At 68.8% G+C, this 21,154-nt stretch carries 20 protein-coding genes; 6 read left to right on the top strand and 14 right to left on the bottom strand.

Annotation, left to right across the window (positions count from 1 at the left end):
• Nucleotides 1-269: 269 nt before the first annotated feature.
• The 9 genes from ACZK5G_RS21390 to ACZK5G_RS21350 form a co-directional block, all read right to left on the bottom strand.
• Complete coding sequence (locus ACZK5G_RS21390; RefSeq protein ID WP_478464735.1) at nt 270-1,568, bottom strand: DUF58 domain-containing protein; 1,299 nt, start codon at nt 1,566-1,568, stop codon at nt 270-272.
• On the bottom strand, nt 1,565-2,551 hold the full coding sequence (locus ACZK5G_RS21385) for an AAA family ATPase (protein ID WP_005411535.1): 987 nt from the start codon (nt 2,549-2,551) through the stop codon (nt 1,565-1,567). The genes ACZK5G_RS21390 and ACZK5G_RS21385 overlap by 4 nt, the downstream gene beginning before the upstream one ends.
• Nucleotides 2,548-3,732, bottom strand: a complete 1,185-nt coding sequence (locus ACZK5G_RS21380) for a DUF4350 domain-containing protein (protein ID WP_049461684.1) — start codon at nt 3,730-3,732, stop codon at nt 2,548-2,550. Before ACZK5G_RS21380 ends, ACZK5G_RS21385 begins: the two co-directional genes overlap by 4 nt.
• Nucleotides 3,729-5,345, bottom strand: coding sequence for a DUF4129 domain-containing protein (locus ACZK5G_RS21375; RefSeq protein WP_478464733.1), 1,617 nt, complete (start codon nt 5,343-5,345; stop codon nt 3,729-3,731). Before ACZK5G_RS21375 ends, ACZK5G_RS21380 begins: the two co-directional genes overlap by 4 nt.
• Nucleotides 5,335-6,327: a stage II sporulation protein M gene (locus tag ACZK5G_RS21370; protein ID WP_032129115.1), complete on the bottom strand. Its 993-nt coding sequence runs from the start codon at nt 6,325-6,327 to the stop codon at nt 5,335-5,337. The genes ACZK5G_RS21375 and ACZK5G_RS21370 overlap by 11 nt, the downstream gene beginning before the upstream one ends.
• Nucleotides 6,324-7,013, bottom strand: a complete 690-nt coding sequence (locus ACZK5G_RS21365; protein ID WP_049400866.1) for an RDD family protein — start codon at nt 7,011-7,013, stop codon at nt 6,324-6,326. Before ACZK5G_RS21365 ends, ACZK5G_RS21370 begins: the two co-directional genes overlap by 4 nt.
• A gap of 123 nt (nt 7,014-7,136) precedes the next feature.
• On the bottom strand, nt 7,137-7,667 hold the full coding sequence (locus tag ACZK5G_RS21360) for a gamma carbonic anhydrase family protein (RefSeq protein ID WP_478464731.1): 531 nt from the start codon (nt 7,665-7,667) through the stop codon (nt 7,137-7,139).
• A gap of 167 nt (nt 7,668-7,834) precedes the next feature.
• Nucleotides 7,835-9,724, bottom strand: coding sequence for a tRNA uridine-5-carboxymethylaminomethyl(34) synthesis enzyme MnmG (gene mnmG / locus ACZK5G_RS21355; RefSeq protein WP_049400865.1), 1,890 nt, complete (start codon nt 9,722-9,724; stop codon nt 7,835-7,837).
• A gap of 550 nt (nt 9,725-10,274) precedes the next feature.
• The gene (locus tag ACZK5G_RS21350; protein WP_019337023.1) at nt 10,275-10,760 is read right to left on the bottom strand and encodes a hypothetical protein; all 486 of its coding nucleotides are present in this window, start codon (nt 10,758-10,760) and stop codon (nt 10,275-10,277) included.
• A gap of 159 nt (nt 10,761-10,919) precedes the next feature.
• Here ACZK5G_RS21350 and ACZK5G_RS21345 point away from each other — a divergent pair, with 159 nt between their 5' ends.
• Together ACZK5G_RS21345 and ACZK5G_RS21340 are read left to right on the top strand one after the other, a co-directional pair.
• Complete coding sequence (locus ACZK5G_RS21345) at nt 10,920-11,882, top strand: pyridoxal-phosphate dependent enzyme (RefSeq protein ID WP_049400864.1); 963 nt, start codon at nt 10,920-10,922, stop codon at nt 11,880-11,882.
• Nucleotides 11,867-12,511 (top strand): YdcF family protein, encoded by a 645-nt coding sequence (locus ACZK5G_RS21340; RefSeq protein ID WP_032127185.1) that lies wholly within the window; start codon nt 11,867-11,869, stop codon nt 12,509-12,511. Before ACZK5G_RS21345 ends, ACZK5G_RS21340 begins: the two co-directional genes overlap by 16 nt.
• 256 nt (nt 12,512-12,767) lie before the next feature.
• On the opposite strand, the gene bioC is transcribed toward ACZK5G_RS21340, so the two are convergent.
• The 5 genes from bioC to bioB all read right to left on the bottom strand — a co-directional run bounded on the left by bioC (nt 12,768) and on the right by bioB (nt 17,605).
• Nucleotides 12,768-13,652 (bottom strand): malonyl-ACP O-methyltransferase BioC, encoded by an 885-nt coding sequence (bioC, locus tag ACZK5G_RS21335; RefSeq protein WP_049400863.1) that lies wholly within the window; start codon nt 13,650-13,652, stop codon nt 12,768-12,770.
• A 12-nt stretch (nt 13,653-13,664) separates the two neighbouring features.
• Nucleotides 13,665-14,444, bottom strand: coding sequence for an SDR family oxidoreductase (locus ACZK5G_RS21330; RefSeq protein ID WP_478464729.1), 780 nt, complete (start codon nt 14,442-14,444; stop codon nt 13,665-13,667).
• Nucleotides 14,445-14,473: 29 nt separating this feature from the next.
• The gene (gene bioH, locus ACZK5G_RS21325) at nt 14,474-15,253 is read right to left on the bottom strand and encodes a pimeloyl-ACP methyl ester esterase BioH (RefSeq protein ID WP_478464728.1); all 780 of its coding nucleotides are present in this window, start codon (nt 15,251-15,253) and stop codon (nt 14,474-14,476) included.
• A gap of 17 nt (nt 15,254-15,270) precedes the next feature.
• Nucleotides 15,271-16,494 carry an 8-amino-7-oxononanoate synthase gene (bioF, locus tag ACZK5G_RS21320; protein WP_478464727.1) on the bottom strand — a complete coding sequence of 408 codons (1,224 nt, stop codon included), beginning with the start codon at nt 16,492-16,494 and terminating at the stop codon, nt 15,271-15,273.
• 67 nt (nt 16,495-16,561) lie between these two features.
• Complete coding sequence (bioB, locus tag ACZK5G_RS21315; protein WP_478464725.1) at nt 16,562-17,605, bottom strand: biotin synthase BioB; 1,044 nt, start codon at nt 17,603-17,605, stop codon at nt 16,562-16,564.
• A 243-nt stretch (nt 17,606-17,848) separates the two neighbouring features.
• On the opposite strand from bioB, the gene ACZK5G_RS21310 reads away from it, so the two are divergent.
• From ACZK5G_RS21310 to ACZK5G_RS21295, 4 genes are all read left to right on the top strand, one after another.
• The gene (locus ACZK5G_RS21310; protein WP_049400858.1) at nt 17,849-18,166 is read left to right on the top strand and encodes a hypothetical protein; all 318 of its coding nucleotides are present in this window, start codon (nt 17,849-17,851) and stop codon (nt 18,164-18,166) included.
• A gap of 142 nt (nt 18,167-18,308) precedes the next feature.
• Complete coding sequence (locus ACZK5G_RS21305) at nt 18,309-19,652, top strand: chloride channel protein (protein ID WP_478464723.1); 1,344 nt, start codon at nt 18,309-18,311, stop codon at nt 19,650-19,652.
• Nucleotides 19,649-20,311 (top strand): hypothetical protein, encoded by a 663-nt coding sequence (locus tag ACZK5G_RS21300; protein ID WP_478464722.1) that lies wholly within the window; start codon nt 19,649-19,651, stop codon nt 20,309-20,311. Before ACZK5G_RS21305 ends, ACZK5G_RS21300 begins: the two co-directional genes overlap by 4 nt.
• 97 nt (nt 20,312-20,408) lie before the next feature.
• Complete coding sequence (locus tag ACZK5G_RS21295; RefSeq protein ID WP_478464721.1) at nt 20,409-21,104, top strand: ComF family protein; 696 nt, start codon at nt 20,409-20,411, stop codon at nt 21,102-21,104.
• Nucleotides 21,105-21,154: the final 50 nt, after the last annotated feature.

Genomic DNA, 21,154 nt, shown 5'->3' with positions numbered 1-21,154 from the left:
GTTGCAGGGGTAGTGCCGGCCGCTGGCCGGCAATCGCCGTTGGTAGATGCCGACCTTGGTCGTCGCTGTGGGTTCGTGCCAACCAAGGTTGGCACCTACCAGAGCGATGCGTTGGTTGTTGCGGGGGTAGTGGCCGACCTTGGTCGGCGCCGTGGGTTTCGTGCCAACCAAGGTTGGCACCTACCAGAGCGATGCGTCGGTTGTTGCAGGGGTAGTGCCGGCCGCTGGCCGGCAACCGTTGTTGGCACCCACCAGATCGATCGTTGGTATCAGAGCAGCCCTTCGCGCTTCACCGCCAGGTAGCGTTCCACCAGCGCACCGGGCAGGGCATCGGCGGTGACGTCCAGCACCATTACCTTCTCGCTGCGCAGCGCCTCGTGCGCCTTCGCGCGCTGCTGCAGGTACAGCGCCGCTGCACCTGCCTGGGTGGCGTCTTCCAGTGTCTGCACTTCGCTGTCCAGCACGCCGTCCAGCTCACGCTCGCGCAGGCTGGCCACGCATACCAGATGGCGCTGCTGCAGCAGGCGCACCGCCGCCAGCAGGTCTTCGATGTCTTCGTCGCGCACGTTGCTGACCAGCATCACCAGCGCGCGCCGGCGCTGGCGCAGCGACACTTCGGTAGCGGCGGCCAGGTAGTCGGTGGCCACCGCGCGTGGCTGCAGGTCGTAGCTGGCGCGCAGCAGGTGCTCGACGGTGCCCATGCCGCGCTGCGGCGCCACCCAACGGCGCTCGCCACCGGTGGCGAACAGGCCGGCGGCGTCGCCCTGGCGCAGCGCCAGGTAAGCCACCACCAGCGAGGCGTTCAAGGCATGGTCGAAGTGCGAGAGCCCGCCTTCGCTGGCCAGCATGCGCCGACCGCTGTCGAGCATCAGCAGCAGCTGCTGGTTCTTCTCGTCCTGGTATTCGCGCGAGATCAGCTTGCGCGCACGCGCGGTGGCCTTCCAGTCGAGCTGGCGCAGGCTGTCGCCGATGCGGTACTCGCGCATCTGGTGGAAGTCGGTGCCTTCGCCGCGGCGGCGCTTCACGTGTGCACCGACCAGCCGCGAGGCCTGGTCGGCACTGAACAGGGCAAAGCGGGTGAGCGGCACGAAGTTCGGATAGACCCGCACGTCCAGTGCGGGCGGCAGCGTGCGTTGCTGCCACCACAGCCGCCACGGTGAACGCATGCGCAGGTGCACGCCTTCGAAGCGGAAATGCCCACGCTGCAGCGGCTGCAGGTGGTAGTGGAGGGTGGAAGCACTGCCCGCCTGCAGGCGCACGCGCTGCGGCAGTGATTCCAGCGGCCAGCCGCCGGGGACCAGGTCGAACACCTGCACCGTCATCGGTGCGTCCGCCTGCAGCCGCAGTGCAGCCTCGCGGCGCACGCCCAGTGCCAGCGCTTCGGGCAGTTCGCGCTGCACCTGCGGCGACGGGCGCCGCCACTGGCGCCACAGATCCATCAGCGCCGGCGCGGCAATCGCCAGCGCCGCCAGCGCCCAGCTCCAGCGCGGCAGCAGACCGCCCAGCACCAGACCGCCCAGGGCAGCCCAGGCCAGCAGCAGTGCCAGCAGCAGCGGGGCCGGCCTCATCGGCGCGGCGCTTCCACCTTGGCCAGCAGCGCGCCCAGCACGTCGTCGGCGTCCTGGCCTTCGATCTGCAGTTCCGGGGCCAGCGCGATGCGGTGGCGCAGCGCCGGGCGTGCGATGTCGCGCACATCATCCGGAGTGACGAAATCACGACCGGCCAGCACCGCCTGCGCGCGCGAGGCACGCACCAGCGCGATGCTGCCACGCGGGCCAGCGCCGACCGCGATGCCCGGCCACTGCCTTGTGGCTGCCACAATCCGCACCGCGTAGTCGATCACTTCGTCGTCGACGGTGATCGCCGCAGTGGCGCGCTGCAGTTCCAGCAGCTCACCAGCACCGAGCACGCGTGGCACCTGGCTCAGGTCGAAATCGCTGGCGGCGCGGCCGCTGGTGATCGCGGTCACCATGCGCTTCTCGTCCTCCAGCTGCGGGTAGTCGATCAGCACCTTCAGCAGGAAGCGGTCCAGCTGTGCTTCCGGCAGCGGGTAGGTGCCTTCCTGCTCCAGCGGGTTCTGCGTGGCCAGCGCCATGAACGGCGGCGCCAGGGTGAAGGCCTTGCCTTCGATGGTCACCTGGCCTTCCTGCATCACTTCCAGCAGCGCCGACTGGGTCTTGGCGGGTGCACGGTTGATCTCGTCGGCCAGCAGCAGGTTGGTGAACACCGGGCCGCGGCGGATCTTGAAGCTCTCGCTCTTCGGGTCGTACACCGCGTGGCCACTGACGTCGCTGGGCATCAGGTCGGGGGTGAACTGTACACGCCCGTAATCCAGCTCCAGGGCCTGTGCCAGTGCGCGCACCAGCAGGGTCTTGCCCAGCCCGGGCACGCCCTCGATCAGCACGTGACCACCGGCAAGCAGCGCCACCAGGATCTGGTCCAGCACATCGGCCTGGCCGATGAAGGCGTGGCCGACGGCATCGCGGATGGCATCGACGCGTTCGATCAGGCGGGCGTTGGCGGCCGCCGGCAGCTCGGGGACTTCAGTCATAGCAGGGATCTCATCTGGAGCAGCAAGCGGATGCGCTCGCGCAGGGCGGAGGAATCGTGCGGCGGTGGGGGCGTGAGCGCGCTGGCGACGCGGCCCTGCGGCCACTTCAGCAGCTCGGCGATGGCCTGATCGCGCGGCGCACCATCCAGTGCGGCGGCAATCGGTGCGCGCAGGCGCAGGCGGTGCAGGAACAGGGCGAGCACGGCCTCGTACAGGCGTATGCCGTGACCGAAGCGCAGCAGCAGTTCGCCACTGGCACGCACGTGCTCCAGCAGTGAACGACGTTCCAGCACCGGCGACGGCAGCAGGCTGCCGAAGCGCTGTGAACGGCCCCACAGCCAGCCCAGCAGGGCCAGCAGCAACGGCACCCACAACGGCCAGCCCTGATAGAACATGCGCGACCACAGCGATGGCGGGCGGCTGGCATAGACCAGCCAGACCGCACCCTTGCCATAGTTCGGATCGAGCAGGTAGCGGGTCAGGTCGCGATGCGACGCGTCGTGCAGGCCGTCGCTGGCCCCGCCACCTGCCGACGCCAGGCGCGCTGCCGGTGAGTCCACTTCGCTGCGCATGAACTCCATGTCGGCCAGCACGCTCACTCTGCCCTGGCCGTGGCGCAGGCGCGCGAACACCAGGTCGCGATCAGTGCCCCAGCGGCGTTCGGCCTGCGCACTGGCCGCAAACCCCAGGGTGAAGCGGCGGCCACCACAGAATTCGACGTGGCCAGGATCGTCGTCGACATGGAAGGCCTGGCAGTCGCTGCGCTGGAACAGGCTGTCCACGCCCAGCCGGTCCAGCAGGGGGCCCTGTGTGCTGCCGGCATCGTCCTCGGCCGGCGGCGGTGTACGTACCAGCAGGTGACCGCCACCGTCGACCCAGTCCAGCAGTGCGCTGGCGACGGGCGGCGGCAGTTCGCTGCTGTCCTGCAGCAGCACCACCGTGTCGTGGCGCCCCAGCGTCATCTGCTGCAACTCCAGCCGCGGTCGCGAATGCACGTCGATGCCATCGGCGCGCAGGGCCTGGCCGAGCACGTACAGCGGATTGTAGGCGGCCTCGCCCTGTGGCGGCAGCCGGATCGTCTCGGTCACCCGCTCGTGCGTGCGCAGGTAGAGGATGGTCAGCGGTACGCCGAACAGCACCAGCGCACCGAGCAGCAGCGACCAGAACAGGCGCGGACTCATGCCTGCCACCCGTACTGCTGGCGCAGGGTATCGGCCAACGCATCGAAATCGGCGCGGCTGGGCAGGCGGCCACCGTAGGCGGCGTACTGCCACATGCGCACGATGCGCGCGAACAGGTCACGGTCGCTGGCCTGGGGCATGCGTCGCGATGCGCGCAGGCATTGCGCTTCGGTGGCACCGGGTGGAAGCGCGATACCGCTGCGCTCGCCCACCGTGCGCACGCTGGCGCGGTACAGCAGGGCCAGCGCCTGCCGCGGCCGGCCCTGGTCCCAGAGCAGGCCGGCCTGGGTGGCCACGTCCGGCGGCAGCACCACCGGCAACTCCACCTGCTCCTCCAGCACCTTCGGTGCAGCGTCGGCCTTGCGCCGGCCACTGCCACGCAGCCACGGCAGCCACAGCCGCGCGGTCAGCAGCAGCACCAGCAGCAGGATGCCGAGCAGGCCCCACAGGCCCCATTCGGCCAGCCGTGCCAGCCAGGCGATGCCGTCCTTGCGCGCCTTGCGTTCACCTTTGCTGCTGGTGTCACGCTGCAGCTGCTTGTCTTCCTTCTTTTTTTCCTCGGCCTGCTCGATCGGCTTCCAGCGGGTCACCTGGCGGGTCGGGCGCTGCAGCGGGTCTTCATAGGCGCGGTTCACTGCCTGACGGAAACCGGCGGTGTCCACCGGCGCTGTACCGAAGATCATTGCCGGCGTATTGGCGGGGTCGTTGGCCGCGGTGGCCGGTTCTTCCGCACTGTCTTCGTCCTCTTCGGCATCGCCTGCCTGCTCCGCGACCGTCTGCGCGTCCTGCGCATGCACCGGTGCGGACACCAGCGGCAGTGCCAGCCACAGCAGCAGCGCCAGCGTCGATGCTGCCGGCAGCAGCCGCTCGCGCAGGCGGCGCAGGGCGATTTCGACGTCCCAGGCTTCCATCTGCGTTCGACGGTTCAGGTACAGGCCAAAGCCCGCACCGACGAAGAACGGGCCGATCAGCACCGAGGCCAGCCAGCACGCCAGGTTGAAGCCCAGCCGTGCCCATGCCGGCGTGTCCTTGCCAATCATGTCCCACGCCGCACGCCACGATTCGGACATCAGCTCCAGTGGCATGAACATGAACACCGCACCGATCGCGCCGGATACCAACACGGCTTCGAACGCCAGGCAGGTCACCGTCAGTACCAGTGCCGCGCCCACTGCGCCGGCTGCCACCGCACGACGGCGTGGGCCGCGTTGGCCCGGTGTGTTGCCTTCCAGCAGGTTCACCGGCAGGCACAGGCTGCGCAGCACGCTGAAGCGACGCCAGCCCAGGTAGCCCCAGAAGCCGCTGTTGCCCCAGTGGCGCTGCGCGCGCAGCGCGGCCAGCGTGCCGACCGGCTCACCGAAAATGCCGCGCGACAGCACGTACAGCGGCGCGCGTTCGAACAGCGGCTTGCACCACCACATCGCCAGCCAGGCCCAGCCGAAGGCATCCAGCCACCAGCCCAGCGCGTTGAAGATCACGAACAGCGGTGCACTGGCCAGCAGCCAGCTGCCCCACAGCGCACGCGCGTGACGGCGGGACAGGGCGGTGCCCAGCTCCATCGCTTCCCAGCCACTGCGGGCGCGCAGCGCCACGTCCAGGCGGTCAATGCGCATGGCCGCCTCCACGTCCGCCGCGCCACAGCCACAGCAGCACGCCGGCCCACAACACACCGGCCACGCTGAACTTGCCCCACGCCGGTACTTCGGCAAGCGAGGACCAGAAGGCTTCGATGAAGGCGGCCACCAGCAGCATGAAGGCGACGCCGAGGCACAGCCGTGCGCCGATGCGGCCGCCTTCGACCAGTGCATCCAGGCGGCTGCGCCGGCCGGGTGCCAGCAGCTTCATGCCCAGCTGCAGACCGGCACCGCCGGCGATCACGATCGCGGTCAGCTCGAAGGCACCGTGGCCGACCACGAAGCGCCAGAACGGGTCGCCATGGCCGATGTGCTGCAGGTGACCGGCCACCGAACCGATGATCACGCCGTTGAACAACAGCACCAGCAGCGTGCCCAGCCCAGCCAGCAGCCCGCTGGCGAAGGTGCGCAGGGCGATGCTGATGTTGTTCATGATGTAGTGGCCGAACATCATCCAGTCGGTGCCGCTGTCACGCCCCAGGCGCTCGGCGGCGGGATCGTACATGCGCTCCATCTCGGCGATCTGGCGGTTGTCCATCAGCATGTGGATCAGGTCCGGATAGACCTGCACCAGCACGAAGCAGGCCACCGCCGGCAGCGCGAACATCGCCAGCGCCACCCACATGCTGCGCGCCTGGCTGCGCACCAGCAGCGGGAAATCGGCCACCAGGAACTCCAGGGCACCCCGCCAGCGCGTCGGCGGCGTGCGGTACAGCACGCTGTGGCCCTGCTGCATGAGCTGCTGCAGGCGCTGCACCAGCTGCGGGCTGTAGCCGCGTTCGCGGGCCAGCGCCAGTTGCTGGCACAGCCGCCGGTAGCGCTGCGGGAAGGTGGTGTCGTCCAGTGCCAGGCCGCTGGCCTTGCGGCGCGTGCGGCGTGAGGCACCAGCACGCAGCAGCAGCCACTGCTCCAGGTCCTGCCATTCCTGCTGGTAGCGGGCGACGAACTGTTCCTGCTTCATCGCCGCCCCAGCAGCCAGTTGGCCATCGCATACAGGCGCAGCACCCCGACCTGGCCATGGGTGCCGGTCAGTGGCTCGGCAATACCGGCCAGCTCCTGCTGGCGCGCCGCGGACAACCGTGGCGCGCGCTCGGCGAAGGCCATCAACGCAGCCTGTTCCTCTGGTCGCAGGGGCTGCGGCGGGGCCAGCACGCTGTCGATGGTCGGCGGCGGTGGCAGGTACAGCGCGGGTGCGTGCACCACCACGGTGCCCGCCACCAGGTCGCCAAGGCGGCGGCCATGCGGATCGAACAGGCTGCTGATCAGGCCCAGCGCATAGCCGAACGGCAGCATGTCCACCGTGCGCAGCAGGTTGCGGGTGATCGCCGCCATCCAGCCTACCGGCGCGCCATCGCGGGACAGCACGCGCAGCCCCAGCGCACGCTTGCCCAGCGTGCGCCCCCACAACGCTTCGCAGACGATCGGGTAGGCCCAGTAGACCAGGAACATCAGCACCAGGTAGAGGCCGGAGCCGAACTTGTCCAGCAGCGCCAGCGGAATGGACACCAGCACCAGTGCCGCGATGCGCACGCCAAGATCGACCAGCCAGGCCATCGCCCGCGGTACCGGGCCGGCGGCAGGCAACTGCAGCGGCACACCCTCCGGCGTCACCACCTCGCGGTAGGTATCGAGCATCGGTGCGGCCATCAGCGCGATGGCCTTCGTTGTGGGCGCCGGAGTCCTCTCCGGCGGGCAGCCACAGGCATGGGGGTCTCGACAGGTCCTGGTCGGGCCAAGACTTTAGCAGAGCCGCATGGCAGCGTCGGGGGCTCAGCCCCGGTATTCGTCCTTCAGCCGCACGTAGTGGTCGGCCGAGTAATGCAGCGCCTCGATCTCCCTGTCACTGAGCGTGCGTGCCGGTCGTGCAGGGTTGCCGACCCACAGCTCGCCTTCGCCCACCACCTTGCCGGGGCCGATCACCGCACCGGCGCCGACGAAGCCATGGCGCTCCACGCGGGCGCCATCGAGGATGCAGGCGCCCATGCCGATCAGGCTGTAATCGCCGATCGTGCAGGCATGGATGATGCAGCCGTGGCCGACGGTCACGCCTTCGCCGATCAGGGTCGGGTAGCCGGCCTTGTTGTACGGGCTGTGGTGGCTGACGTGGATGATGGTGCCGTCCTGCACGTTCGTGCGTGCACCGATACGCACATGGTTGACGTCGCCGCGGATGACCGTGCCCGGCCACACCGACACGTCATCGGCCAGCTCCACGTCGCCGATGATGGTGCAGGCCGGATCGATGTACACGCGTTCGCCGAGGACGGGCATCTTGTCGCGGAAGGGGCGCAGCGGGTTCATCGAAGTCTCCGGAAATCAGGGCGTTCACGACGATGATACGCGCTCGGCCAATGGCGACCCCGCCGACACCCGCAACTGCCGGGATGCTTCATGCATCCGTGTCGACCAAGGTCGACACCTACCAGAGCTGGTAGCGCCGGGCCATGCCCGGCGAGCAAAGCGGTGCGTTACGCCACGCGTCCCCGGCGTGCGCGCTCCAGGTGCACCAGCAGCAGCGAGATCGCTGCCGGGGTCATGCCCGGAATGCGCTGTGCCTGGCCGATGGTCTGCGGGCGTACGCGCTCCAGCTTCTGCAGCGCTTCGGCCGACAGCCCGCGCACCGTCGCGTAATCGAAGGCTTCAGCGATCGGCGTGGCTTCATGCCGCTGCTGGCGCTCGATCTCCTCGCGCTGCCGGTCCAGGTAGCCGGCGTACTTCACACCAATCTCCACCTGCTCGGCCACCTTGCCGTCGGCCACGGCCGGACCCAGCGACGGCACCTGCATCAGCTTGGCGTAATCCAGCTCGGGGCGCTTGATCAGGTCCAGCACATTGGTCTCGCGACTGACCGCTACGCCCAGCGTCTCGTTCACTTCGCGGCCCAGTGCATTGGCCGGGGTTGCCCACAGCGCACCCAGGCGTGCGCGCTCGGCAGCGACGGCGGCCTGCTTGGTCTCGAACGCACTCCAGCGGCGATCATCCACCAGGCCCATTTCGCGGCCGGTCGGGGTCAGGCGCTGGTCGGCATTGTCCTCGCGCAGCTGCAGGCGGTACTCGGCGCGGCTGGTGAACATGCGGTACGGCTCGTTGGTGCCGTGGGTGATCAGGTCATCCACCAGCACGCCCAGGTAGGCCTCGTCGCGACGCGGGCACCAGCCGTCCAGCCCGCGCACCTGGCGTGCGGCGTTGAGGCCAGCCAGCAGGCCCTGCGCGGCGGCCTCTTCGTAGCCAGTGGTGCCGTTGATCTGGCCAGCGAAGAACAGGCCGTTGACCAGCTTGGTCTCCAGCGAGGCCTTCAGCCCGCGCGGGTCGAAGAAGTCGTACTCGATCGCGTAGCCGGGGCGGGTGATGTGTGCGTTCTCGAAGCCACGGATGCTGCGCACCATCTCCAGCTGCACGTCGAACGGCAGCGAGGTGGAGATGCCGTTGGGATAGATCTCGACGATGCCCAGGCCTTCGGGTTCGACGAAGATCTGGTGGCTGGCCTTCTCGGCGAAGCGCACCACCTTGTCCTCGATGGACGGGCAGTAGCGCGGGCCGATGCCTTCGATCTGGCCGCTGTACAGCGGCGAGCGGTGCAGCGCGTCGCGGATGATCTGATGGGTCTGTTCAGTGGTGTGGGTGATCCAGCAGCTGACCTGCTGCGGATGCTCGTCCACCGAGCCGAGGAAGGACATCACCGGCCGCGGCGAATCGCCGGGCTGCTCGTCCATCACGCTGTAGTCCAGCGAGCGGCCATCGATGCGCGGCGGCGTGCCGGTCTTCAGGCGGTCCACCTGGAACGGGCGCTCGCGCAGCCGCGCGGCCAGCGTGGTGGCCGGCGGGTCGCCCATGCGGCCGGCGGCGTACTGGGTCGGGCCGACATGGATCTTGCCGGCCAGGAAGGTGCCGGCGGTCAGCACCACGGCCTCGGCATCGAAGCGCAGCCCGGTCTGGGTGATGACCCCGCGCACGGCGTCGCCTTCGATGACCAGGTCGTCCACGGCGGCCTGGAACACGGTCAGGTTGGCCTGGCCCTCGACGATGGCGCGGATCGCCATGCGGTACAGGTTGCGGTCGGCCTGGCAGCGGGTGGCGCGCACGGCCGGGCCCTTGGAGGCATTGAGCGTGCGCCACTGGATGCCGGCGCGGTCGGCGGCATGCGCCATCGCACCGCCCAGCGCGTCGATCTCCTTGACCAGGTGGCCCTTGCCGATGCCTCCGATGGCCGGGTTGCAGCTCATCGCACCCACCGTTTCGATGTTGTGGGTCAGCAGCAGGGTGCGCACGCCGGTGCGGGCCGCGGCCAGCGCGGCTTCGGTGCCGGCGTGGCCACCGCCGATGACGATGACGTCGTAACGATGGAAGGACGGGTTCATGGGGGGCTGTTCAGCTGGGGGCGGGCGCGGACCGGGGGCGGCGCCGGGGTGGCGATTTTAGCGCCATTCGGGGCCGGGACGTCGGTGCCGGCCGGCCGGCGTCGAAATCAGCCCTAAAGTTGGCAGGATTTTTGCAGATAACCCAATAGCACCCATCGTGGCTGGCGCCGTAGGCGCCCGTGACCGGAATTGGAACAGGGGCCGGTACAGGCGCACGGTGGGGGAGCAGAGGGCCGGCAGTCGGGGGACTGTCCGGCCCTGTTTTTTTGCGGTTGTCGGGAAGGCGCCATCCACGCATGGCGTGGAGCTACTGACGCTGGGGCCCTCGGCGGTTGGCGACCCAACAAAACAAACGGCCCCGCATTGCGGGGCCGTCTGTCTTCAGAGGTGCCGACATCCGACAGGGCCGGAACAGGGGGGATCCAGATGTTCCTGTCGGATATCGACGTAGAGCTTTTTGCGGCGGCCCGTGTCGTTTTTGTCACTTTGTGACGTGGGCCGTCACTGTCCGCGTAGATTGCGGCTTAGACCGCGTGAAATGCAAGACGGTTCAGCGCTCAACTGTGCGCTGCGTCGCACGATCCATGTTGCGCCAGGGGGAACCGTTCATCCTCGGCGCACTCGGTGCCGGTGCCGGACGGGCCTGCGGCGGGGGCGCCGACGGCTGGGCGTTCGATTGCGGCGGGCGGCGCATGGAGTCCATGTTCCGCCACGGCGAACCCCCGTTGTACGACGGACGCGACGGCGGCGGCGGACGGTGCTCGCCGCCATTGCCCGGACGCGGCGGCGGGCGGTGGTTGTGCGGCGGACGGTAGATCGGGCGCGAGTAATACGGGTTGCCGTAGCCGCCGTAGTAGCCGCCATAGCCACCGTAGTAGGGGCCGTAGTTGTAGGGATAGCCGGCCGGGTAGCGGTATTCCACCGACGGCGCACCGTGGTAGTAGCTGCCGCTGCGGCCGCCGCCGACATAGTCGTAGGTGGTGCAGCCGGTCAGGGCCAGCAACAGGCCACCGGCAAGCATCAGGCGCATTTTCATGGTGGGTCCCCCCAGAGGACGGGTGTGCAGTCAGCTTCGGGCGCCAGCGTTGAATCGGCCCTTAATTCCGCCGGCCAGGATGAATGGAGGCGTAGGGCTGCATGCTGGCATGACCTGTGTCCCGGTCGCCAGCGCGGGGGCATACGTTAATCTTGCGTCATGAGCGATTCACTGTTGCCCCGCGCCGACGACGTCCTGCTTGCTGCCGCGAGGATCGCCCCGCATGCCAGCGTGACCCCGGTGCTGCGCTCGCACACGCTCGATGCGCTGGCCGGGGCACAGCTGGCCTTCAAGGCCGAGCACCTGCAGCGTGGTGGTGCGTTCAAGTTCCGCGGTGCCTGCAACGCGGTGTGGTCGCTGGAGGCTGATTCCGCCAGTGCCGGCGTGGTCACCCACTCCTCTGGCAATCACGGCGCCGCCCTGGCGCTGGCCGCACGTACCCGGGGCATTCCCTGTCACGTGGTGGTGCCGGAAGGTGCGGTGGCGGCCAAGCTGGCCAATATTGCGCGCCATGGCGCCACGCTCTGGCACTGCCCGCCGACCATTGCCGACCGTGAGGCCACCTGCGCCAAGGTGCAGGCCGACACCGGCGCGACCCTGGTGCATCCCTATACGAATCCGGCGGTGATGGCCGGGCAGGGCACCGCCGCCCTGGAACTGCTGCACAGCGACGGCCCGTTCGACGTGCTGGTGGTACCGGTGGGCGGCGGCGGCCTCGCCAGCGGCACTGCGCTGGCGCTGCAGCACGCCAGCCCGCAGACCCGTCTGGTGCTGGCCGAGCCGGCCGGTGCCGACGATACCGCGCGCTCGCTGGCCGCTGGCGAGCGCCAGGACGCGTTCACCCCGGACACGATCTGCGATGGCCTGCGTACCCTGATCGGCGCGCCCAATTTCGAACTGCTGCGCGCGGCCGGTGCCGAGGTGATCGTGGTCGATGACGCGGCGACGATGGCCGCGATGCGCCTGCTGTGGGAGGTGCTCAAGCAGGTGGTCGAGCCGTCCTCGGCCACCGTGCTGGCTGCGGTGCTGGCGCAGCCGCAACGTTTCGCCGGACTGCGCGTGGGCCTGGTGCTGTCCGGCGGCAACGTCGACCTGCCAGCGCTGCGCTGGGGCGCGCCGTGAGCCGCGACCGGCAGCGGCCTCGCACCGGCCTGCTGGGCTGGCTGTGGCGGCTGTTTGTCCTGCTGGTGATCTGGCTGCTGGGCGTGACTGCCTGGATCGTCTGGGTCGGCGAGCGTGACCAGGCCGCCAAGGCCGACGCCATCATCGTGCTGGGTGCGGCCGCCTATGACGCCAAACCGTCACCGGTGTTCGAAGAGCGTATCCGGCATGGGCTGGACCTGTACGAGGCCCAGTACGCGCCGCTGCTGATCTTCACCGGCGGCTACGGTGGCACCGGTGCGCGTTTTTCCGAATCGCAGGTGGCGCGGCGTTATGCGCTGAAACATGGCGTGCCGGACGATGCGATCCTGATCGAAACCGCCTCGCGCAATACCGTGCAGAACCTGGTTGAAGCCAAGCGGCTGATGGACCAGCGCGACCTGCACCGGGTGATCATCGTCAGCGATCCGCTGCACATGGCGCGCGCGCTGCGCCTGAGCAAGGCGCTGGGCATCGATGCGCTGGCCTCGTCCACGCCCAGCACGCGCTTCCGCAGCTTCCACACCAGCTGGCGCTTCCTGGTGCAGGAAATCTACTTCTTCCACCGCGACCTGGTGCGCCCGCCGCTGAGTTCGCCGGCCAATACCTGAGGGTGCCGCTGCGCTCGCCGGGCATGGCCCGGCGCTACCCGGTTCACGTGCCGGCCCATACCCGCCTTTGGTAGGTGCCGACCTTGGTCGGCACACTGCTGGCGGCACCGCGATCTGATGGGGTGTGCCAACCAAGGTTGGCACCTACCAGAGCGATTCGCGTACGGTGTGGCATGCGGTAGTGCCGGCCGCTGGCCGGCAGATGCCCAGCATGGAATCGTGAAGTTGCCCGCCAGCGGCCGGCACTACCGGACGATCAGGTCTGCTTGCGCCGGATCGGAATTGCCGACACCGGCACCGAGGCCACGTCATGCCCGCCTTCGCGGATCGGTGCGCCCGGGTCCGGTGCCCAGGCGTGCGCATAGATCACTTCCCAGCTGCTGGGCAGCTTGCCGTCGGCACGACGCATCGGTTCATACGCCGCTGCCGCAGCGGCGAAACGGCCACGCCCGGTCAGCGTGTGGCGTCGGTCCACCCGTGCATTGGTCGCGCCCATCGCACGCAGTTCGCGCATCAGTGACGGCAGATCGTCGTAGGTCAGGGTGAACAGGTCGCGGTCCAGCACCGGGTCGCGGAAGCCGGCCATCATCAGCGCATCGCCGAACTGGGCGATCTGCGCGAAGCGGCTCACGTGCGGGCGGTCATCGGCGGCGGCGAATGCCTCGTTGAGTTCGATCAGGGTTTCCGGGCCGAAGGTGGAACACACCAGCAGGCCACCTGGCTTGAGGACACGGCGGAACCCGGCAAACACCGCCGGCAGGTCGTCCACCCACTGCAGGCACAGGTTGCTGAAGATCACGTCCACGCTGTTGTCGGCCAGCGGCAGCGCGGCGGCATCACCGCACAGGCGCTGGAACGGCTTCCACCAGCCGGCCTGGCGCTTGGCCTGGTCCAGCATCGGCAGCGCCACGTCCAACGCGATCACCTGCGCCTTCGGCCAGCGCTTCTTCATCAACGCGCTGGCATGGCCGGTGCCGGCACCAATGTCCAGCACCACCTCGGGCTTGCGTGCCTCCAGGTAGTCCAGCGATTCGATCAGCCGCGACTGCACTTCGCGCTGCAGGGCGGCGGCGGCGTCGTAGCTGTTGGCGGCACGGGCGAACGCGCGGCGGACGTGGCGGGCATCGAAGTGGGACGGCATTGCGAAAGTCTCTTAGAACGTACCAGGGTAGGCGCCGCCGTCGATCAGCAGGTTCTGCCCGGTGAGGTAACCGGCCTGTGCACTGCACAGGAAGGCGCAGGCGGCGCCGAATTCGTCGGGTGTGCCGAAGCGGCCGGCGGGGATCTGCTGGCGGCGGCGTTCGGCCACTTCGTCGGCGTCGCCGTCCTTGCCCGCACTGTGGGCGAAGTTGGCGCGCAGGCGGTCGGTGTCGAACTGGCCGGGCAGCAGGTTGTTGATGGTGACGTTGTGGGCCACGGTGCGGCGCGACAGGCCGGCGACGAAACCGGTCAGGCCACTGCGCGCGCCGTTGGACAGCGCCAGGATGTCGATCGGGGCTTTCACCGCCGACGAGGTGATGTTGACGATACGGCCGAAGCCGCGCGCGATCATCGCGTCGACGGTGGCGCGGATCAGCGCGATCGGCGCCAGCATGTTGGCGTCCAGCGCGGCAATCCAGTCGTCGCGCTCGAAGGTGCGGAAATCACCGGGCGGCGGGCCACCGGCGTTATTGACCAGGATGTCCACCTGCGGGCACGCGGCCAGCGCCGCGACGCGGCCGGCTTCGGTGGTGACGTCGGCGGCGACCGCGCGCACCTCGGCGGCACCGGCCAGCGCGCGCAGCTCTTCAGCGGCGGCCTGCAGGGCGGCTTCGCCGCGGGCCACGATCACCACGTTGACGCCTTCACGCACCAGCGCACGCGCGCAGCCCAGGCCCAGCCCCTTGCTTGCGCCGCAGACCAGTGCCCAGCGGCCATTGATACCCAGATCCATGCGTCAATCCTGCGGAATTCGGAAGGCGCTCATTGTCCGCCATCGGCCGGTGACAGGCCGGCAACGAAGTGTTGCAGGGCGGCGGCGACCTCGTCGGCATGGCCGAGGAAGGGCGCGTGGCCACCATGGGCGATGGTCAGGACCTGCGCGCCCGGGGCCAGTGCCGCGGCGGCCTGCATTGCCGCCGGTGAGACCAGCCGGTCGCGTTGGCCGGCGATCCACAGGCTGGGCCTGCCCAGCGTCGGCAGCGCGCCGCGCAGATCGGTGCTTTCCAGCAGGCGCAGGCCCTCCAGCAGCGCGCGTTCGGTGGGTGCACCGCGCTCGACCAGGCGCTGGCGCAGGGTGCGCAGCTCTTCGCGGGCGTGCGCCGAGCCCATCACGTCCAGGGCGAGGAAGCGTTCCAGGGTGCCGGCGAAATCGGTGGCCAGCTCACGCCCGAACTGCTCGAACACGGCCGGTTCCACCGCGTGCGGCCAATCTTCGCCACGTACGAAGCGCGGTGTGGCGGCGATCATCGCCAGCCCACGCACCTTCGGCAGCGTCGCTGCCGCGTGCAGCGCGAACAATCCGCCCAGCGACCAGCCGCACCACACCGCCGGCGGCGTGGCCGCAGCAATGGCATTGACCACGAACGGCAGGCGCAGCGGCGTGGTGTCCTCGCGGCTGTGGCCATGGCCGGGCAGGTCTACCAGGTGCAGGGTGAACTGGTCCGCCAGGCGCTGCACCAGTGGTGCGAACACACCGCCCTGCAGGGCCCAGCCGTGGATCAGAACCAGGTCCGGCCCGCGGCCGGTGACTTCAATATGCATGGGGAACTACACGGAACTCAGGCAAAAGCGGGCAGCGGCGGTGGCGCGGCTTCACGCACGGCCAGGGTCACGCGGTCGCGCGCGCTGGCGATGGCCTCGACCAGGCCGCGCACCTGTTCCGGCGTATGCAGTGCGGACAGGGTGACGCGCAAGCGTGCCTTGCCTTCCGGCACCGTCGGTGGGTGGATCGCGCCGACCAGCCAGCCGGCCTGTTCCAGCGTCGTGGACATCGCCACGGCGGTATGGTCATCGCCGCACAGCAGCGGCTGGATCGGCGTTTCCGAAGCCATCAGGTCCAGGCCGTGGCGACGCGCTTCACTGCGGAACAGCGCGATCAGGTCGGTCAGTTTGGTGCGGCGCCAGTGGTCGCGACGCGCCAGGCGCACTGCTTCCAGTGCAGCAGCGGCCATCGCTGGCGGCACCGCAGTGGTGTAGATGTACGGGCGTGCGGTCTCGGCCAGGTGCTCGATCAGGTCGTCACGGCCCAGCACCAGTGCACCGGAACCGCCCAGTGCCTTGCCCAGCGTGACCAGTTGCAGCGGCACGTCGTCCACGCCCAGCCCGGCGGCGGCCACGGCACCACGGCCATCACCGACCACGCCCACGCCGTGCGCGTCATCGACGTAGAACAGCGCCTGCTGCAGGCGTGCCACAAGCGACAATGCGCGTAGCGGTGCGACGTCGCCATCCATGCTGAAGACACCATCGGTGGCCAGCATCGCCGCGCCATCGGGCGCGTGCTTGAGCTGACGCATCGCGCCTTCCGCATCCAGATGTGGATAGCGGCGCAGGCGTGCACCGGCCAACCGCGTCGCATCGAGCAGGCTGGCGTGGTTGAGCTTGTCCTGCACGCAGACATCGTTCTCTTCGCTCAGCAATGCCTGCTGCACCGCCAGGTTGGCGGCGAAGCCACTGCCGAACAGCAGCGCACGCGGATAGCCCAGCCACTCGGCCACTTCGCGTTCAAGTGCCTCGTGCAGGGCGTGGTGCCCGCAGACCAGGTGCGAGGCACCGGCGCCCGCGCCTTCGCGTGCGGCGGCGTCCTGCAACGCGTTGACCACGCTGAACTGCTGGGCCAGGCCCAGGTAGTCGTTGCTGCAGAAGCCGGTCAGCCACTGGCCGTCCACTTCCAGGCGTACGCCATCACGACGGGTGACCGTGCGCCGCGTGCGGCGACGGCCTTGGGCATCGCGCAGGGCGCGTTGGGCGTGGAGGCGGGCGGTCAGGTCGGGGCGGGCCATGGTGGCTGAATGCGACGACGGGGCGGCTAGGGTAGCGCGTTGCCGCGACGCCTGCTTGCGGCCCGTCTCAGGCCGCGTGAGCGCAGCCACAGCCGGGTGCATCGGCGCTGATATCGGCGTGCACGGTGCCGCCGTGGTCGTGGCCCTCGGCATCCACCTGCACCGCCATCGGTTGCAGGCCCAGGCGTGCGAACAAGGCCAGGTCGCGTTCGCTTTCCGGGTTGCCCGTGGTCAGCAGCTTGTCGCCATAGAAGATCGAATTGGCACCGGTCAGGAAGCACAGCGCCTGCAGTTCGTCGCTCATCGCCTCGCGCCCGGCGGACAACCGCACCATCGAGCGCGGCATGGCGATGCGCGCCACCGCGATCATGCGCACGAACTCGAACGGGTCCAGCTCGGCGCTGCCGTGCAGCGGCGTACCCGCCACCTGCACCAGCTTGTTGATCGGCACCGAATCGGGATGTGCCGGCAGCGTGGCCAGCGCCAGCAGCAGGCCGACGCGCTGCGCGCGCGTCTCGCCCATGCCGACGATGCCGCCGCAGCAGGTCTTCAGACCGGCATCGCGCACGTGCTCCAACGTGTCCAGGCGGTCCTGGTACTGGCGCGTGTGGATGATCGAATCGTAGTAGTCCGGCGCGGTGTCGAGGTTGTGGTTGTAGTAGTCCAGGCCGGCGTCCTTCAGCGCACGTGCCTGTTCGCCACTGAGCATGCCCAGCGTGGCACAGGTCTCCAGGCCCAGTGCCTTCACCCCGGCGATCATTGCCGCCACCTTCGGAATGTCGCGGTCCTTCGGCGAACGCCACGCGGCACCCATGCAGAAGCGCGACGCACCGGCGGCCTTGGCCTGGCGTGCCTTGGCCAGCACCGCATCGGTTTCCATCAGCTTCTGCGCGTTCACCCCGGTGTTGTAGCGCTGCGCCTGCGGGCAGTACGCGCAGTCTTCCGGGCAGCCGCCGGTCTTCACCGACAGCAACGTGGAGACCTGCACCTGCGAGGGGTCGAAATGCTCGCGATGGACCGCTGCGGCGCGGAACAGCAGCTCGGGGAACGGCAGATCGAACAGCGCCTGCAGTTCGTCGTGTTGCCAGTCGTGGCGGATGGCAGCAGCCATGGCGGGACCTTGGGTACGAGTGGAGCGAGGGCGGCAGTGTGGGTGGGGGCGTTCAGGCTGTCAACTTCAGTGTATTGAAAATTGTTTACGGTGCAGTGGTGGCCCGCTTCACCGACTAGCCGGTGACGCAACAACAGGCCGGCACGTGCTGCCGGGACACGCGTTGAAGCTGATCCGGAAAGAGGCGGTGCGCGGGGCCCTGGAGATACACTCAGGCGTGCACATTCAATCGGGTGCGTTGCAATGGACCCTCTCGACAGCTGGTTGCCCATCACCCGCGAAGAACTGGAAGCCCTGATCGCGCGGCAATTGCAGGACTGCTCACCGGGGCATCGAGCCATCTTCGAGTCTCTGCGTGTGCCATTGCGCGCAATGCCACTGCACAGGCTGCGTACCATCGAGTCGGTGTGGGTGGTCGCACATCTACCTGACGGGTTGCTGTACTACGAGGACGTCGAGGAAGGGTTCGAGGTGGGGGCGCCCGGCGAGGATGGTGTACTGCCGGACCGGGGTTGTTCCCAGCTTGCGCTGACCCACGTTCTCCATCGTTTGGCGATCTGAACATCGGGCGTGGCAGATCGTTGCATCTGTCCGGGTTTCGGGTGCGTTTCCGGCAGTACCAGTGCATTTCACCGCATCCTGCAAGGCCTTCAGCCACAGTAGCCGCTGTCCGCCTTCCCCCGCAGCGTCCAGACTGCCCTGCATGACCGATCTTCACCGCCTCCGCGGCCGCATCACCGCGCTGGTTCTCAGCGAGGCCTGGCGTCGCCGTGCCGCGCTCTGGGGCGGCGCTGTGGCCGTGGCGCTGGTGGCCATCCTGTTCGCCAAGGCCAGTGACGCGGCCTTCCATCTGTTCCAGCACATCACCTCGCACTCGCCGTGGTGGGCCCTGCTGCTCACGCCGGGCATCTTCGCGCTGCTGGCCTGGCTGACCTCCGGCGTGCTGAAGCCCACGCGGGGCAGCGGCATTCCGCAGGTCATCGCCGCGTTGGACAAGCCGGATGAGTCGTTCCGCAGGACCAATCTTTCGCCCGCGGTCTCGGCCGGCAAGCTGCTGCTGACCTCGTTGTCGCTGCTCGGCGGCGCGTCCGTTGGCCGTGAAGGCCCGACGGTGCATGTGGGCGCCAGCCTGATGTACCTGTTCGGCCGCTGGTTCGGCTTCAAGGACCCGCGCGAACTCTCGCACTTCCTGCTGGCCGGTGGCGCGGCCGGCATTGCGGCGGCGTTCAACACGCCGCTGGCCGGTATCGTCTTTGCCATCGAGGAGCTCAGCGGCCGTTTCGAGCATCGCTTCTCCGGCACCCTGCTGACCGCGGTGATCGTCGGTGGCGTGGTGTCGCTTGGCCTGCTGGGCAACTACACCTACTTCGGCCATGTAAGCGCACGCCTGCCGCTGGGCCAGGGCTGGCTGGCGATCCTGCTGTGTGGCGTGGTGGCCGGGTTGCTGGGAGGCCTGTTCGCGCGTGCGGTGCTGGCGAGTGCAGCGGGTCGTCCGCGTTGGCTGGGCCAGCTGCGGCAGCGGCATCCCGTCCTGCTGGCTGCAGGCTGCGGCCTGGTGGTGGTGGCGCTGGCGTTGACGTTCGGCGAAGGCGCGTTCGGCACCGGCTACGAGCAAGCGCGCAGCCTGGTGCAGGGGCAGGCGATGGTCGGCCATGAATTCGGTCTGATGAAGCTGCTGGCGAATCTGGCGTCCTACGTGGCGGGTATCCCCGGTGGCCTGTTCTCGCCGGCGCTGGCGGTCGGTGCCGGCCTTGGGCATAACCTGGCGGTACTGATGCCGGGCGTGGATCCGCGAGCATTTGTACTGTTAGGCATGTGCGCCTATCTGACCGGCGTCACCCAGGCACCGCTGACCTCGGCGGTGATTTCGCTGGAGCTGACCGACAGTGGCGACCTGCTGCTGCCGATACTGGCCACGGTGCTGATCGCGCGTGGTGTGTCCGGGTTGGTGTGCCGGGTGCCGATCTATCGTGGTCTGGCGGAGGTGTTGATGATGCCCGTCGTCGCGCCACACTCGCCTTCCAGCGGAAAGGATTTCACGAAGTGAGCTACACCATCGCCCCTGAACAGGTCATCGATTACCCGCCCGAGCGCTTGTGCGAGTTCCATGGCAGCGTGGTCGAGTACATCGACAACCGGGTGTTCATGCTGGATCCGGGGCAACTGGTCGGCGAGCCTGCCGCGCAGGCCTACCGGGAGACCGCAGCCAGGATGTTCACCGCCCTGGGCTGGCAGGGAGATGGCCGCATCGAGCTGTTGTGGCTGCCCGCCTTCGTTTTCCCGCTGTCGGAGCACATGGCGGATGTCGGCGTTGGCGTCTGGCACGTCAAGCAGGACGAAGACGGCATCTCCTACCTGTTGTCGCCGGTGCCGATGCCGTTCGAGGCACTGCACAACACGCCATACTGGAAGGAGGTCCGCCAGGCGGCAGACCGCAGGCGCGGTGCACTGGGCCGAGCGGTGGATGAAGTCCTGCACTATGTATGGGATCCAATAGGCATCCAGGCCAATCCGTACTGCCGTGGCGAGTACGCCGCCTACGCAGATCGCATCGAGTCCCAGCTGCTGCGCGGTGCAGGCGAACAGGAACTGTGTGCGGCCCTTGCCGGCATGGCGCGCAATGAGATGGGCGTCAATCCGGATGAGCACAGGACCCAGCGCGCCGCCGCCGCCCTGGTGGCCTGGCGGGCATCCCTGCGTGACTGACCCGATGAGACGGCCGACGGCACTGCGTCCGCTTTCCTGACCGTCCGGTGTGGTTGCCGGTGATGGTTCCGGCATCGCTGCGCGGGCAGGTTGGGGTATGCCTCTTGCCTACCTCCCTCTACCGGCGGATTGGCCCGCAGCGCTGCTTCGCGTTCTGTTGCCACTGCGGTGTCTGGTCTGCGGCGACCCGGGCCACGATGATCTTGACCTGTGCCGCGCCTGCCTTGCCGACCTGCCGTGGTCCGGTCGCGCCTGCCTGCGCTGCGCATTGCCGCTGCCCGACAACGCGTTGATCGTCTGCGGAACCTGCCGCGAGGAGGTGCCGCCACAGGCCGCCACGCATGCCAGCCTGCTGTACCTGCCGCCTGTGGATCAGCTGCTGGTGCGCTACAAGTTCCATCAGGATCTCGCCGCCGGTCGCCTGCTGGCGCAGTTGATGCAGCGCGCACCGCCGCCGTGGTCATGCCTACCGCTGGTGCCGGTACCGCTGCACCGGCGCCGCCTGCGCCAGCGCGGCTACAACCAGGCGGCAGAACTGTGCCGCCTGCTGCCGATGCCGGTCTGGCAGGGGCTGTACCGGCGGCGGCATACCGCGCCGCAGTCTGAGCGTACGGCCGAACAGCGCAGGGAAAACCTGTTCGATGCGTTCGATGTACGTGGTCCGGTGCCGCCGCGACTGACCGTGGTGGACGATGTGATGACCACCGGCAGCACGGTGATGGAGGTTGCGGAGACACTGCGGTGGGTGGGAGCGGACGAGGTGCGGGTATGGGTCTGCGCGCGGGCGCCGTGATCGCCCTCTTCATCACCAGGGGCTAGGATGAGCCCGGTTCCGGATCGAAG

Source organism: Stenotrophomonas sp. 62841_Sma, assembly GCF_056482945.1.
This window is presented reverse-complemented; position numbering and strand designations above follow the sequence as displayed.

Coding starts and splice junctions, on each gene's coding strand:
- ACZK5G_RS21390 (WP_478464735.1), bottom strand. CDS start 1,568: ATGAGGCCGGCCCCGCTGCTGCTGGCACTGCTGCTGGCCTGGGCTGCC.
- ACZK5G_RS21385 (WP_005411535.1), bottom strand. CDS start 2,551: ATGACTGAAGTCCCCGAGCTGCCGGCGGCCGCCAACGCCCGCCTGATC.
- ACZK5G_RS21380 (WP_049461684.1), bottom strand. CDS start 3,732: ATGAGTCCGCGCCTGTTCTGGTCGCTGCTGCTCGGTGCGCTGGTGCTG.
- ACZK5G_RS21375 (WP_478464733.1), bottom strand. CDS start 5,345: ATGCGCATTGACCGCCTGGACGTGGCGCTGCGCGCCCGCAGTGGCTGG.
- ACZK5G_RS21370 (WP_032129115.1), bottom strand. CDS start 6,327: ATGAAGCAGGAACAGTTCGTCGCCCGCTACCAGCAGGAATGGCAGGAC.
- ACZK5G_RS21365 (WP_049400866.1), bottom strand. CDS start 7,013: ATGGCCGCACCGATGCTCGATACCTACCGCGAGGTGGTGACGCCGGAG.
- ACZK5G_RS21360 (WP_478464731.1), bottom strand. CDS start 7,667: ATGAACCCGCTGCGCCCCTTCCGCGACAAGATGCCCGTCCTCGGCGAA.
- mnmG (WP_049400865.1), bottom strand. CDS start 9,724: ATGAACCCGTCCTTCCATCGTTACGACGTCATCGTCATCGGCGGTGGC.
- ACZK5G_RS21350 (WP_019337023.1), bottom strand. CDS start 10,760: ATGAAAATGCGCCTGATGCTTGCCGGTGGCCTGTTGCTGGCCCTGACC.
- ACZK5G_RS21345 (WP_049400864.1), top strand. CDS start 10,920: ATGAGCGATTCACTGTTGCCCCGCGCCGACGACGTCCTGCTTGCTGCC.
- bioC (WP_049400863.1), bottom strand. CDS start 13,652: ATGCCGTCCCACTTCGATGCCCGCCACGTCCGCCGCGCGTTCGCCCGT.
- ACZK5G_RS21330 (WP_478464729.1), bottom strand. CDS start 14,444: ATGGATCTGGGTATCAATGGCCGCTGGGCACTGGTCTGCGGCGCAAGC.
- bioH (WP_478464728.1), bottom strand. CDS start 15,253: ATGCATATTGAAGTCACCGGCCGCGGGCCGGACCTGGTTCTGATCCAC.
- bioF (WP_478464727.1), bottom strand. CDS start 16,494: ATGGCCCGCCCCGACCTGACCGCCCGCCTCCACGCCCAACGCGCCCTG.
- bioB (WP_478464725.1), bottom strand. CDS start 17,605: ATGGCTGCTGCCATCCGCCACGACTGGCAACACGACGAACTGCAGGCG.
- ACZK5G_RS21310 (WP_049400858.1), top strand. CDS start 17,849: ATGGACCCTCTCGACAGCTGGTTGCCCATCACCCGCGAAGAACTGGAA.
- ACZK5G_RS21305 (WP_478464723.1), top strand. CDS start 18,309: ATGACCGATCTTCACCGCCTCCGCGGCCGCATCACCGCGCTGGTTCTC.
- ACZK5G_RS21295 (WP_478464721.1), top strand. CDS start 20,409: ATGCCTCTTGCCTACCTCCCTCTACCGGCGGATTGGCCCGCAGCGCTG.